14 protein-coding genes are annotated in these 11,978 nt (G+C 71.9%); 5 read left to right on the plus strand and 9 right to left on the minus strand.

All coding sequences use genetic code 11. The features are described from left to right. Positions 1–38: 38 nt before the first annotated feature. Positions 39–995, minus strand: a complete 957-nt coding sequence (locus ACFT32_RS22315; RefSeq protein WP_382491864.1) for a nucleoside hydrolase — start codon at positions 993–995, stop codon at positions 39–41. Positions 996–1,191: 196 nt separating this feature from the next. Here ACFT32_RS22315 and ACFT32_RS22320 point away from each other — a divergent pair, with 196 nt between their 5' ends. Further along, positions 1,192–1,749, plus strand: coding sequence for a pyridoxamine 5'-phosphate oxidase family protein (locus ACFT32_RS22320; RefSeq protein WP_382491867.1), 558 nt, complete (start codon positions 1,192–1,194; stop codon positions 1,747–1,749). Between the two features lie 7 nt (positions 1,750–1,756). On the opposite strand, the gene thrS is transcribed toward ACFT32_RS22320, so the two are convergent. Continuing rightward, entirely contained in the window at positions 1,757–2,986 is a 1,230-nt protein-coding gene (thrS, locus tag ACFT32_RS22325) for a threonine--tRNA ligase (RefSeq protein ID WP_382491870.1), read from the minus strand. Positions 2,987–3,331: 345 nt separating this feature from the next. Between thrS and ACFT32_RS22330 the strand changes: the two genes are divergently transcribed. Then, positions 3,332–4,120, plus strand: coding sequence for a hypothetical protein (locus ACFT32_RS22330; protein ID WP_382491872.1), 789 nt, complete (start codon positions 3,332–3,334; stop codon positions 4,118–4,120). 44 nt (positions 4,121–4,164) lie between these two features. On the opposite strand, the gene ACFT32_RS22335 is transcribed toward ACFT32_RS22330, so the two are convergent. The 4 genes from ACFT32_RS22335 to ACFT32_RS22350 all read right to left on the minus strand — a co-directional run bounded on the left by ACFT32_RS22335 (position 4,165) and on the right by ACFT32_RS22350 (position 8,351). Continuing rightward, on the minus strand, positions 4,165–4,935 hold the full coding sequence (locus ACFT32_RS22335; protein WP_382491874.1) for a GAF and ANTAR domain-containing protein: 771 nt from the start codon (positions 4,933–4,935) through the stop codon (positions 4,165–4,167). Between the two features lie 215 nt (positions 4,936–5,150). Then, complete coding sequence (locus ACFT32_RS22340) at positions 5,151–5,900, minus strand: TIGR03943 family putative permease subunit (protein WP_382492733.1); 750 nt, start codon at positions 5,898–5,900, stop codon at positions 5,151–5,153. Further along, on the minus strand, positions 5,897–6,907 hold the full coding sequence (locus tag ACFT32_RS22345) for a permease (protein WP_382491877.1): 1,011 nt from the start codon (positions 6,905–6,907) through the stop codon (positions 5,897–5,899). Before ACFT32_RS22345 ends, ACFT32_RS22340 begins: the two co-directional genes overlap by 4 nt. A 100-nt stretch (positions 6,908–7,007) precedes the next feature. Next, positions 7,008–8,351: a tetratricopeptide repeat protein gene (locus tag ACFT32_RS22350; protein WP_382491879.1), complete on the minus strand. Its 1,344-nt coding sequence runs from the start codon at positions 8,349–8,351 to the stop codon at positions 7,008–7,010. Positions 8,352–8,479: 128 nt separating this feature from the next. On the opposite strand from ACFT32_RS22350, the gene ACFT32_RS22355 reads away from it, so the two are divergent. Next, entirely contained in the window at positions 8,480–8,632 is a 153-nt protein-coding gene (locus ACFT32_RS22355; RefSeq protein ID WP_382491882.1) for a hypothetical protein, read from the plus strand. 130 nt (positions 8,633–8,762) lie between these two features. Next, a complete protein-coding gene (locus ACFT32_RS22360) occupies positions 8,763–9,812 on the plus strand; it encodes a YncE family protein (RefSeq protein ID WP_382491885.1) in 1,050 nt (349 codons plus the stop codon). Here ACFT32_RS22360 and ACFT32_RS22365 read toward each other — a convergent pair. After that, positions 9,770–9,973, minus strand: a complete 204-nt coding sequence (locus ACFT32_RS22365; RefSeq protein WP_382491887.1) for a DUF397 domain-containing protein — start codon at positions 9,971–9,973, stop codon at positions 9,770–9,772. The genes ACFT32_RS22360 and ACFT32_RS22365 overlap by 43 nt on opposite strands. Next, entirely contained in the window at positions 9,933–10,781 is an 849-nt protein-coding gene (locus ACFT32_RS22370) for a Scr1 family TA system antitoxin-like transcriptional regulator (RefSeq protein ID WP_382491889.1), read from the minus strand. Before ACFT32_RS22370 ends, ACFT32_RS22365 begins: the two co-directional genes overlap by 41 nt. An 86-nt stretch (positions 10,782–10,867) precedes the next feature. Between ACFT32_RS22370 and ACFT32_RS22375 the strand changes: the two genes are divergently transcribed. Continuing rightward, positions 10,868–11,311: an ATP-binding protein gene (locus ACFT32_RS22375; RefSeq protein WP_382491891.1), complete on the plus strand. Its 444-nt coding sequence runs from the start codon at positions 10,868–10,870 to the stop codon at positions 11,309–11,311. A 208-nt stretch (positions 11,312–11,519) separates the two neighbouring features. Here the strand turns inward: ACFT32_RS22375 and ACFT32_RS22380 are convergent, their stop codons facing one another. Then, positions 11,520–11,951, minus strand: coding sequence for a hypothetical protein (locus ACFT32_RS22380; RefSeq protein WP_382491893.1), 432 nt, complete (start codon positions 11,949–11,951; stop codon positions 11,520–11,522). Between the last annotated feature and the right edge of the window lie 27 nt (positions 11,952–11,978).

Below are 11,978 nucleotides of genomic sequence, written 5' to 3' on the forward strand. Positions count from 1 at the left end.
CAATCGATCGCCACGCAACCCCTGTGCCCGCTTCCGCGCTACAGCGTCTCCAGGTACAGGTTGACGTACCGCTCCACGTCCACATCCAACGCCACGTCCACCAAGGGCTGTTCGCGCACGCCCTCGTGAATCTCGGACTCACCGGGGCGCGGGCGGCGGTCGACGATCGTCTGGCCGCGGGAGGGACCGGGGGCGAGGACGACCTCGACCGGCAGCGCCTCGGTGGTGATGCCCTTCGGGTCGACGACCGCGCAGACCGCGCCCGCGTCGCCGAGGCCGCCCATGGGGGTGGGGTCACCGGAGGTGGCCGGGTCGCGGTGGGCGAGCAGTTCACCGGCCAGCCGCAGGCTCGGTTCCGCGCTGGTGCGCAGCCGCTGCACCTCCCCGGCGGGCACCAGGACCCGCTTGAACACGTCCAGGCCGTACATCGTGATCGGCACCCCCGCGGTGAGCAGGACCGCGGCGGCCTCCGGGTCGTGCCACACGTTGAACTCCGCGACCGGCGTGGCGTTCCCGGTCGCCACCGCGCCGCCCATGAACACGATCCGTTCGATGTTGCGGGTCACCTCGGGGTGCGTCCGCAGCAGCAGCGCGATGTTCGTCAGGGGCGCGGTGGGGATGAGCGTGACCGGCCGCGGCGAGGCGAGGATCTCGCGGCGCAGCAGCGTCACCGCGTCCACGTCGACCGGCACCCGGGTCGGCGCGGGCAGCCCCAGATCCCCCATGCCGTCCTGCCCGTGCACATGCCGCGCCGTCCGCACGGGCTCGATCAGCGGCCGTTCGGCGCCCCGGGCCACGGGGATGTCCCCGGCACCGGCCACCTCCAGCACGGTCAGCGTGTTGCGGACGACCCCGTCCACATCCGTGTTCCCGGCCACGCAGGTGATCGCGCGCACGTCGAGCGCCGGGTGCCGCACGGCGAACAGCAGGGCTAGGGCGTCGTCGACGCCGGTGTCGCAGTCGATGATCACCGGGATGGGCTGACCGTCCGTCACGGCGAGGGCTCCTTCCACTGGTCCCGGGCTGGGCTCCGTACGAGCGACCCTACGCGCCCCTCGAACGGACGAACCGACGCCGGGGCGCACACGGGAAGGACGTAGGGAGACCGCAGGGAAGACGACAGCTGAAGCAGCAGACGCAACCGAAGCAACAGAGTCAGCAGAGTCAGCAGAGGACGACAGGAGAGACGCCATGCCGGCACCAGGTCCCGCGCAGCAGCCCGCAACCGAGCTCGACCCCCGCTACAGCTCCGCGCTCAACCCCCGCCCGGGTGCCTCGGGCGTCACCGCCACCGAGTGGGACGAGGCGCAGCGGCGGCTGGGGGCCGCCGAGATCTTCTGGGTGTCCACGGTCCGGCCCGACGGCAGGCTGCACGTCACGCCCGTCATCGCCGCCTGGCACGCCGGGGTGCTGTACTTCTCCACCGGCCGGCAGGAGCAGAAGGCGAAGAACCTCGCCCGGGACGCGCACTGCGCGCTGACCACCGGGTCGAATTCCCTCACCGAGGGCTTCGACCTGGTGGTCGAGGGCAGGGCACGGCCGGTCACCGACCCGGCGCTGCTGGAAGAGGTGATCACGGCGTACGAGGAGCAGTACGGGCCGCACATCACCTCCCCCGAGGGCACCTTCCACGGCATCGGCGACGCGTTCCGCCGGGGCGACGACATCGTGTACGCGGTCGCCCCGGACACGGCGTACGGCTTCGGGCGGGACAACGGCGTCTACTCCCATACGCGTTGGTCGTTCTGAGCCCGCCCTACGATTCGTCCGACTCGTCCCACAGGCCGGTGCCCCGGGACGCCACCCGGTCGGCGATCCGCCGCAGCAGTTCGGCGGCGGGGAGGGCGGGGGGCCGGTGGCCGTCTCGCAGGCGCGGGGCCACGAGGTCCGCCGCGGCCTCCCGCTGTCCGATCACCGCCTGGTACGGGACCAGCCGGGCCGCCCGGACGCGGGCGCCGAGGGTGCCCTGCTCGGGGCCCGCCACCTCGGCGCGCAGGCCGAGTTCGCGGGCACGGCCGGCGAGGGCGTGGGCGGCGTCCGCCTGCTCCTCCGCGACCGGCATGACGACCAGCTGCACCGGCGCCAGCCACGCCGGGAACGCGCCCCCATGGGTCTCCAGGAGGTGCGCCACCGCGCGTTCCACGCTGCCGATGATGCTGCGGTGCACCATGACCGGGCGGTGCTTCGCCCCGTCCGCGCCGATGTAGTGCAGGTCGAAGCGTTCTGGCTGGTGGAAGTCGATCTGGACGGTGGACAGGGTGGTCTCGCGGCCGGCCGGGTCGGTGATCTGTACGTCGATCTTGGGCCCGTAGAACGCCGCCTCGCCCTCGGCGGCCTCGTACGGGATGCCGGAGCCGTCCAGGACCTCCCGGAGCAGGGCGGTGGCCCGCCGCCACAGCTCCGGGTCGGCCACGTACTTGCCGCCCTCGCCGGGCAGCGAGAGACGGTGACGGGAGGCGCGGATGCCCAGATCCCCGTAGGCGCGGCCGATCAGCTCCAGCGCGGCCCGTGCCTCCTCGACGGCCTGCTCCAGGGTGCAGAAGATGTGCGCGTCGTTGAGGGTGATGGCCCGCACCCGGGTCAGCCCGCCGAGGACGCCGGACAGCTCCGAGCGGTACATGCCGCCCAACTCGGCCATGCGGAGGGGTAGTTCGCGGTAACTGTGGGAGCGGGAGCGGTAGATGAGGGCGTGGTGGGGGCAGAGGCTGGGGCGCAGCAGGACCTGTTCCGCGCCCAGGTCCATCGGCGGGAACATGTCGTCGCCGTAGTGGTCCCAGTGCCCGGAGATCTCGTACAGCTCGCGTTTGCCGAGGGCGGGCGAGTACACGTGCCGGTAGCCGGCCCGCCCTTCCGCCTCGCGGATGTACTCCTCCAGGGCGTGCCGCACGATCGCCCCGTCGGGCAGCCAGTACGGCAGCCCGGCGCCCATCAGCGGGTCGGTGTCGAAGAGGTTCAGCTCGCGGCCGAGCCGGCGGTGGTCGTGCATGGTGGGTCTCCCTCGGGGTCTTCGGGATCTTCGGGATCCGAGGCGAGCACCGCGCGACGAAGCCCCGGGGCACTCGCCCCGGGGCTTCGGACATCTGGGTCAGCTGTCAGCGCGCCGGGACACTCTCCGGCGTCGTCGTGAGAGACGGGAACGGCTGGGCGCGCTGCATGGGCGTGACGGTAACAGGGCCTCGGCGTCCGGACGACGGATTTTCCGTCCTCACCCGAACAGCCCGTCGCACTGGTGTGCCGCCCGTCGCGGTGGTGCCGTATGAGCACAGACCCATCTCGGAGAGACCGCCCGCCAGCAGGCGCCTCCAAGAGCCCCGCGCAGGAGGCACCCCCGATGACGCACCCCCCGGCCACCGCACGTGTCCTCCTCGCCTCCGCGCTGTCCGTCACCGGACTGCTGGCCACGGCCGCCTGTTCCATCGAGAACGAACCGCGGCCCCGGTGGTTCTCGGCCTCCGCCCCCGCCACGGCCGTCTCGCCCGCCGGCGAGCAGCCCGCCGGCTCCGGAGCCACGCTCACCGAGGCCCTGGTCCAGGCCGCGCTGATCACCGAGGCCGATCTGGGCGAGCCGTGGGGGCCGACCCGCGGCGCCAGGACCTGGCGGGACGGGCTGCTCAAGGCGACCACGGAGAAGCGGGACTGCCAGCGGCTGCTCGACGCCCTCTACGCCGAGGACCTCTTCGGCACCCCGAAGGGCCCGCACGCGGTGTCCGCGCTCGACGACGCCGACACCGACGCCCAGTTGCGCTATCAGGTCGCCGTCCACCGCCCGGCGGACGTCGACCGCGCCCTCGGCTGGATGAAGTCGCTGCCGCGCCTGTGCGGCCAGTTCACGGCCGCGACCACGCGCGGCGGCGTCCAGACCGTCGAGGTCAGCAAGATGCCGCTGCCTCCGGTGGGGGACGCCCGCCAGGCCCTGCGGGTGACGCTGGCCGGCGAGACGGAGGAGGGGGAGCTGACGTACCTCACCATGGATCTCGCCGCCGCGCGCGTCGGCGAGGAGGCCATCACCGTCACCAACGCCGGCCTGGACGAGGTGCACGCGGAGGTCACGCAGCAGACCGTGCAGCTCGGGGTGCAGCGGCTGACCGATCTCAGGAAGCAGGGCCGGGCGCAGATCTGACCGGATCGGCTCACCGGCCGATCGGTCCACCGGTCTCCGAGGCCTCAGTCCCGTTCGAAGCGCGTGCGGTGGGCGAGCACGTCGCGTGCCACCTCGATGGCCGTGCGCCCGCGCGCGAAGGCGTCCGCCCGCAGCCGCGCGAGCGCGTCGTCCGCGCCTACGCCGAGCTGCGCCATGATCATGCCGACGGCCTGGTAGACCTCGTCGTGGTCCGCGGCCAGCCCGTTCAGCCAGGCCTCCCCGTCCCGCGCGTCGGGCTCGTCCCCGCGCGCCAGCGCCGTCAGGGCCACCGTCATGACACCGGCCACGAGCCGGGCCACGTGCAGCTGGCGGGCGGTGAGCCCGCCCGGACTGTCGCGGTACAGGTCGAGGGTGCCCACGTACACGGCGGCGCTGCCCAGCGGCACCGCGTACACCGCGCGTACCCCGGCCGCCGTCGCCTCCTGGGCGAAGACCGGCCAGCGTCCGGCGTCGCTGCCCGCCGCCAGGTCGCAGGCGAGCACGGGCGCGCCGGTCTCCACGGCGCTCTGGCAGGGGCCGTCGCCCAGCGTCGCCTGGAGCTGCGCCAGCTGCGCGGCGCGCGCGTTGCTGGCGCTGAGCTGCACGGGCATGCCGTCGCTGCGCAGCGACACGCTCGCGCCGACCACCGGCAGCAGCTCCACCGCGACCTCGCACAGCCGCCCGGGAACCTCACCGGGCTCGGCACCCCGCACGCCCCGGGCGATCACATCGGCGGCCCGGATCCCGTCCGGGTCCAGGTCACCGCCGGTGCGGTGAGGGCCGGGATCACCGCCGGGGTCGTCCCTGGACCGCACGTCAACCGCCTCCTTCGATCACTCCGGCGTACAGCGGGGAGGGCATGGGGCAACTGGGCCTGTTCGGGCGAGCCGGTGAGCGTCGCCGGCCATGGGTGCCGCGCGCCTGGCGGGCCGGCCGGCACCACACGCCCCGTCGACCGGCACCCACGCGCTCCGGAGACCTCCCGGAATCGTGCCCCGACTACCCGGCAGAGATGGGGTGAAACTCCCGTTCAGCGCTTCTCGTACGGGTTGTCCGGCTGCGGTACCCGCCGTACGGAGGTGACGTCGAGGACCGGCGGCCAGGCGGAGTCCGTGCCCAGTTCGCCCCTGGGCTGCCAGGTGCCGGTGACCGTGACCCAGGTGTCGACGGGCGGGGCGTCGGCGCCGCGCACCTCGGCCTTGCCGGTCGTGGCGTCGGCGGCGCAGCAGGAGACGAGGAGGCGGGTGACGTACCAGGTGCCGTCGCCGTCGCGGGTGACGAAGCCGGTGAGCCGGACCGTACGTCCCTTCAGCGAGCGGCTGCTGTCGTAGAGCGCCCGGGAGCCGAACTCTCCGAGGGTGAGGTCGAGGGGGTTCCCTGAGGGCAGCGCGGGGAAGCCGCCGACGCCCTGGGCCGCCCGCTGGGCCGCCTCGCGCTCCGCGCTGTAGGAGCCGAGGGCGGGCGGCGGGAACAGCAGCAGGGCCAGGGCGGGGAGAGCGAGGAGCCAGGCGACGCGGGGGCCGGCGGGGCCGTGGGTGTGCCCGTCTTCGCGCCCCTCATGCTCCTCGCCGCCACTCTCTTCGTGCCCGTCATGCTCCCCCGAGGTCCGCACCACCACCCCCACCACCGCACCCAGCAGCACCAGCCCCACCCCCGACGCCACCAGGTACGGCCGCAACCCCGCCTGGACGTACCGCAGGTACAGCTCGCTGAAGAGGGACACCCGCAGGATCGCCGCGCCGACGAGGGCGAGCAGGACGGCCGGTCCGTAGCGCCTCACAGCAGCCACCACCCCACCAGGACGCTGCTCGCCACGGCCACCAGCCAGGTCGCGGACGAGAACCGCAGCGCGAAGGCCCGGCCGAAGGTGCCCGTCTGGAGGGCGATCAGCTTCAGGTCCACCATCGGCCCGACCACCATGAACGCCAGCCGCGCGGTGGGCGAGAAGCCGCTCAGCGACGCCGCCACGAACGCGTCGGCCTCACTGCACACGCACAGCACGACCGCCAGTACGGCGAGCAGCAGCACCGACAGCCAGGCCGACCCCGTGAACACCTCCAGCAGCGACCTCGGCACGACGATGTTGAAGGTCGCCGCGGCCGCCGCCCCGAGCACCAGAAAACCGCCCGCGTGCAGGAAGTCGTACTGAAGCCCGGAGACGAAGGCACGCGGTCCGCCACCCGGCGTATGACCACCGCCGTTCCGCTTCGGCGGCCGCAGCCACTCCTCCCGCCCGAACCGCGCCCACAGCCAGCCCATCACCACGGCCGTGGCGAGCGAGGCGACCAGCCGCCCGAGGACCATCTCCGGCTGCCCCGGGAAGGCGATCGAGGTCGCCACCAGCACGACGGGGTTGATCGCGGGCGCCGACAGCAGGAAGGCGAGCGCGGCGGCCGGGGCGACACCCCGCCGCATCAGGCTGCTCGCCACCGGCACGGACGCGCACTCGCAGCCGGGCAGCACGACCCCCGCCGCGCCCGCGACCGGCACGGCGAGTGCCGTACGGCGGGGCAGGAGACGGGTGAAGAACCGCTCGGGCACGAACGCGCCGATCGCCGCCGACACGACCGTGCCGAGCAGCAGGAAGGGCACGCCCTGGACGGCGATCGCGGTGAACACCGTCCACCAGGCCGCGACCGGCGGGGTGTAGAGATCGAGCGCGAGCAGGGGCCCGAGCACCGACCCCACCGTCACTATGGCGATCAGCGCGGCACCGCCGAGGACGGTGTACACGAGGGCGCGCAGGCCCAGCCGTATGCCGTCGGCCACCGTCCGTTGGTTCTCCACGCGCCCGCCCCGTCGTTCACATCCCGGGAGGGAGGCTAACCCGCACGGCTGTGCGAAGCCCCTGTTTCCTCACAGAGGAGCCTGTGCGGCAGGGGGCTCCTCACAACGGAGGCTGGGCGGGAGGAGGCCCGAGAGTAGTCGTACCCGGGGCCGTACGGTGTCCGAGGCCCGTCCGGTACGCATCCAGGGCCGCCTCCACCCGACCCGTCCGCCGCAGCAGATCGCCCAGCAGCCGGCACAGGTCGGCCAGGTCTCCGGCCGCGCCCGCCCGCTCCAGCAGGCTCAGGGCACGGACGTAGTGCTCCTCGGCGACCTCGGTCCGGCGGGCGTCCTCGGCGATGATGCCGAGCAGCCGGTGCGCGGCGGCGGAGTGGACGGCGCCGCGCTCGGAGGACAGGTCGTCGAGCACCCCGTGCAGCAGGGCGGCGGCCTCGTCGGACTTGCCGCGCCGGTGGAGCACATCGGCCAGCTCGACGGCGACCTGGCTGCTGTAGAGGGCGGCGCGCTTGGCCGTCAGCATGCCGAGGGCCTCCCTCAGCTCACCCTCCGCCCGCTCGAGTTGCCCGTCCTGGGCGTACACATAGCCGCGCATCCAATGGCAGTTGGCGAGTTCGGTGCGGATCTGCAGGCCCCGGTACAGCTCGGCGGCCTTGGCCAGTGAGGCGTCGGCCTCGGCGAGACGCCCCTCGGCGACCAGGGTGCGGGCGACGGACCGGTGCATACGGGCGACCAGGGCCGGATCGCCGGACTGCGGGGCGAGCGCGAGCGCGAACTCGGCGGCCTGGGCCGCTCGCGCGTGCGCACCCATGTCCATATAGGGCCCGATGACGCTGGCGTAGAGCAGCAGCAGGGCGTCCGGGTCGTGCAGGCCACCACGGTTCAGCTCATCGAGGGCGGACTCCAGCAGATAGACGGCATACCGGAGCTCCCCGGCGAGGTAGTGCGCCACGGCCCGGCCGCGCAGGGCCGGGACCCGGGCGGGCAGCGGCGCCCCGGCCAGACAGGCCTCGGCCCGCTCGAAGTACTGCCGCCCCGCCACCAGCTCGCCGGTCTCCAGGGCGCACTCGCCGAGCCCCAGCAGCGCGGCGGCCTGTTCCGCGGCCAGCCCCTGTGTCTCGGCCTCGGCGAGCAGCTCGGCGTACTGCTCCGCCGCCGGCTCGGCCTCGCCTACGGCGAAGGTGCGCTGGGCCTCGGTCAGCCGCAGCCGCAGCTCGGTCACGAGCCGCGCCGAACGCCCGGTGGCCAGCTCGTCGAAGGCGACGCCGAGCCGCTCGGCGAGATGCCGCAGAGCGTCGTCGGAGGGCCGCACCCTTCCCGACTCCAGGGTGGAGACATAGGCCGGTGTGTACACGGGTTCCGCCAATTGCCGCTGCGTCAGTCCCCGTTCGACACGCAACCGCTGCACCCGGCGTCCGATCGTCCCCGGATCATCACGCTCCCCCACGCCAACTCCCCCTGCCCCTCTTGCCGTTCGCCATGAACAGCCCCTAGGTTAAACGGAGTGTTAAGCCGAATTGTCGAACATGCTTAATACGCTGCCGCCGTAGCCACCGCCCCAGTTGCGAGGTCGCCGTGCTGGAACGCACACGCACCGCCGAGCGCTACACCAGAGGTCTCACCGCGGCGGTCATCGCCGTCGCGACACTGCTGCTCGCGGCGAACGCGGGGCCGGCGAGAGCGGACGAACCCCGGCAGGACCAGCGGACCGTCGCCGACGCCCGCTGACGGTCCCACCGCGCTCACCTCTCCCACGGCACTTTCGCGCCACCGTCCTGCTTCCCGGCCCACGTCTGTCAGTGGGGTGATCTAGCCTGCGCAGGCTGACCACTTCTTTCGTCCGGGAGGTTCGAAAACCGTGCACAGACGTACTCTCACGGCCGCGACGGCGCTCGCGGTCCTCTTAGGCGCCGGGTCGGCGGCGGCAGCGGACTCCAGCGAGATTCTGCCCCTCAAGTCGACCGGCGACATGGTCGTCGACGGAGCCCACCATCGCGTGTTCATCAGCGATCCGACGGCCGGCCAGGTCGTCGTCACTGACTACGCGGGCACGGTCGTCGACACCGTGAGCTCGCTGCCCGGCGTCCACGGCCTGGAGCTGTCGCCCGACTCGGGCACCCTGTACGCGGCCGTGCACGACGCCGACGCCCTCGTGGCGATCGACACGGCGACCGGGACCGAGTCCCGCCGCTACTCCACGGGCGCGGGCGCCGGACCGGCCTACGTCGCCCTGGCCGGCGGCAAGCTGTGGTTCAGCTACGGCTCCTCCGGCGACGGCAACATAGGCTCGCTCGACCCGAGCGCCACCGACCCGGCCGTCACCCTGGACCAGGACACCCACCGCACCTTCTACGAGGCCCCGATCCTGGACGCCTCCGCGGGCGCCCCGGGCACGCTCGTCGCGGGCGCGCCGGATCAGAGCCCGGTCGAACTCGCCGTGTACGACGTCTCCTCCGGCGCGGCGAGCCGTACGGCCCAGGCCTTCGACCCGGGCAGCACCGGCGGCGGCAACCTCCAGGATCTCGCGGTCACCCCGGACGGCCAGGACGTCGTCACGGCCAGCGGCGCGCCGTACTACCAGGCGGTCTACAAGGTCACGGACCTGTCCGCGAACGGCCAGTACGTCACCAACACCTACCCGAACGCGGTGGACATCGCCCCGAACGGCGACGTCGCGGCGGGCACCTTCTCTTGGTACGACCCGGACGTGCACGTCTTCAAGCCGGGTGTCTCGACACCGCTGCGGCAGTACGACTTCCCCAACACCGGCACCAGCAGCGGCGCGGACACCCTCGCACCGGCGGGCCTGGCCTGGGCACCGGACGCGAGCAAGCTGTTCGCGATCTCGGAGAACGACAGCGAGGTCTACTCGCTGCGGATCTTCGACGCGGCGACGAAGACGGAGTAGGCCTCCGGGGAGACGGTGAGTATGCCGGCCTCGGGGTTCTTGGAGTCGCGCACAGCGACGCCGGTTCCGAGGTCGGCGACCTCGACGCATTCGCCGCCGCTGCTCCCGCTGTACGACGACCTACGCCAGTGCGCGCGCGTCAGATCCAGGCTGCTCCCCATAGCGTTCCTCCATCACGCGAGCGATCAGGGCCGCCGATTCCCTCTCGGAGAGGGCGTCGGCCTGAAGGCGAGCGTAACCGACCGAACGCTCCCTGATTACGTCAGGATTGGCCGTCATGTGGCCCTGGTCGTAGCTCTCGCTGTAGTGGATGTCCGGGTCGTCGTCGAACCGGAGAAGGGTGAACGAGCCCATCATCGCCGCATGCTGGCCCGCTGTGAACGGCAGGATCTGGAGATGCGTCCACGGCTGCCCGAAGAGGCCCAACAGGTGCTCGAGTTGGTCGCGCATGACCTCTCGGCCACCGATCTGCCGGTACAACGCGGCCTCGTCCAGCACCGTCCACAACACCGGCGGCTGCTCACGCCGCAGAACGAGCTGGCGATCCATTCGCGCCGCCACCATCTCGTCCAGCTTGTCCGTCTGATCGATGCCGAGAACAGCCCGCGCGTACGCCTCCGTCTGAAGAAGCCCGTACACCAACTGACACTGATACGTGGAGATGTACGACGCACGCGTCTCCAACTCCACGAACGGTTGGAACCACGCCGGCAACTGGCTCCGCAACACCAACCCCACGAGCCTCGAAAACCCCCCGTCCGTCATCAACGCCGCATCCGCCCGCTCCGCGAACTCCCTGGTCGGGACCTTGTGGGCCGTTTCGATCTGGCCGACAAGGGAGCCCGTGCAAAAGATGCAGTCCCCGAGTTCCTTCTGGGACAGCCCCGCGCTCTCGCGGTAGCGGCGGAGCTCGGAGCCGAAGTAGTCCAGCGGTGAGGCGGTGGGGTCGAGGCGGCGGATGTTGGGCATGGAGTGGTCACCCCCAGGTACGAACGCGGCACGGCGTTCATTTCGGTCTGTAGCCGAGCGTAATCACCCGACTCCACCCTGGTGGCATGAATCACGCAACCCATCAGCCCTGGCCAGGACTTGACTCCCCGGGCTCCCGATACGGCACCGACTTCACCCTGGGTGAGCACTCCGCCCGGCATCTGCGCCGGATCCTCAGTGTGTATCTCATCGCCTGGGAGATGGCCGAACTGTGCGACCCGGCCGGCCTCGCCCTCACCGAGCTCGTCGCCAACGTCGTACGCCACACGCCCGACCGGCGCGCCGCTGTGCTGATGACGCGGTGGCCGGACGGGCGTGGGGTGCGGGTGGAGGTCACGGACTCGTGCCCGCGACCGCCGCTGTCCACAGCTGTGGACGAACTCGCCGAAGACGGGCGAGGCGTGCTGATCGTCGACGCGGTCACGGACCGGTGGGGGTGGGATCCACTGCCCGACCGGCCCGGAAAAACCGTCTGGTTCGAATGTGATGTGAAGCCGAAGAATGAATAGCGCGACTAGCTGGAATTCCCGCGTGCGCGAGAATCACGAATATAGCGCCACCCGAAGTAGAAAACTCCGAGAGCCCCTGCCGCCGCGCCGACCCCGCACATCACCGTCGCCCACACGGCCATGTCCCGTGTGACCCACAGCAGGCTCACCACGACCAGCGCTATGGAGAACAGCAGGCGTTCTCCATAGCCCGGGCCGCGACGGCCGGTCAGTCCCCGGTCGCCGTGCACTTGTACGTCACGCCCTTCATCCTGATGTCGCGGTACCCCACCTTCACGGTCGGGTTGGTGGGAGCGACATCCGTTCCGCCGCCACCGCCGGTGTCCTTCTTGCGGCAGTAGTAGCCGAGCGCGTCGAGCTTCTTGATGTCGCTCATGGCCTGGTACTTCTTGTAGGACTTGATCATGGCCGCTCGCTTCTGCGCGGGTGTGGCCTCCTTCGCCTTCGTGTAGGCGTAGCACCCGATGCTGGCGCCGATCCCGACCCACGAGGCACCCTTGGCCAGGGCCTTGGTGAGGCCCGCCGCGCCGCTGCCGATCCCCAGGACCGCGCAGATCTCGTCCGCTCCGGCGCGAAGTTCCGGCTGGGCCGGAGCCGCCCCCGCCGTCTGCGCTCCGGCGGCACACAGCGCGCCGGTCATGGCGAAGGCTATTACGGAAGAAATTCC

The sequence above is a fragment of the Streptomyces sp. NPDC057002 genome, from assembly GCF_042673825.1.
Lineage (GTDB): Bacteria > Actinomycetota > Actinomycetes > Streptomycetales > Streptomycetaceae > Streptomyces.

Excerpts from the sequence above, each read along its gene's own strand:
- ACFT32_RS22320 (WP_382491867.1), top strand. The coding sequence starts at position 1,192 with ATGCCGGCACCAGGTCCCGCGCAGCAGCCCGCAACCGAGCTCGACCCC.
- thrS (WP_382491870.1), bottom strand. The coding sequence starts at position 2,986 with ATGCACGACCACCGCCGGCTCGGCCGCGAGCTGAACCTCTTCGACACC.
- ACFT32_RS22330 (WP_382491872.1), top strand. The coding sequence starts at position 3,332 with ATGACGCACCCCCCGGCCACCGCACGTGTCCTCCTCGCCTCCGCGCTG.
- ACFT32_RS22365 (WP_382491887.1), bottom strand. The coding sequence starts at position 9,973 with ATGGGGAGCAGCCTGGATCTGACGCGCGCGCACTGGCGTAGGTCGTCG.
- ACFT32_RS22370 (WP_382491889.1), bottom strand. The coding sequence starts at position 10,781 with ATGCCCAACATCCGCCGCCTCGACCCCACCGCCTCACCGCTGGACTAC.
- ACFT32_RS22375 (WP_382491891.1), top strand. The coding sequence starts at position 10,868 with ATGAATCACGCAACCCATCAGCCCTGGCCAGGACTTGACTCCCCGGGC.
- ACFT32_RS22380 (WP_382491893.1), bottom strand. The coding sequence starts at position 11,951 with ATGACCGGCGCGCTGTGTGCCGCCGGAGCGCAGACGGCGGGGGCGGCT.